General features: G+C 50.5%; 1 protein-coding gene. It reads left to right on the top strand.

From position 1 onward, the window contains the following. A partial coding sequence (locus AAAU26_RS00735) for a DUF4368 domain-containing protein (RefSeq protein ID WP_349180870.1) occupies window positions 1-473 on the top strand: 473 nt, incomplete at its 5' end. Window positions 474-501 lie beyond the last annotated feature (28 nt).

Raw genomic sequence — 501 nt, 5'->3', positions numbered from 1 at the left:
ACTACTTCCGCAAGGTCATGGAGGAGCAGCTTCGGGTGGAAAGCACCGAAAAGCTGACTGTCCTGAAGAAGCAGCTTGCCCGGAATGAGAAGCGGATCGCAGACCTCAAACGGCTGTTCATGAAGATTTACGAGGACAATGTTAACGGAAAGCTTAGCGATGACCGCTTCGACATGATGAGTCAGAGCTACGATGCCGAACAGAAGCAGCTGGAAGAGGAAGTTCTCTCCATCCAGCAGGAAATTGAAGTACAGGAACAGCAGATCGAGAATATTGAAAAGTTCGTCCAGAACGCGCACAAGTACGTTCATATTGAAGAACTCACCCCTTATGCTCTCCGTGAACTGGTGTCGGCCATCTATGTGGATGCCCCGGATAAGTCCAGCGGAAAGCGGGTGCAGCACATCCATATCAAGTACGATGGGCTGGGGTACATCCCTCTGGATGAACTGGAAGCAAAAGAAAAGGCGTGACCGAAGTCACGCCAAATCTTCCCCATTT

It is taken from the genome of Faecalibacterium longum, assembly GCF_040094125.1.
Classification (GTDB): Bacteria; Bacillota; Clostridia; order Oscillospirales; family Ruminococcaceae; genus Faecalibacterium; species Faecalibacterium longum.
Note: the sequence above shows the minus strand (reverse complement) of the source record. Positions and strands in the feature narration are given on the sequence as shown.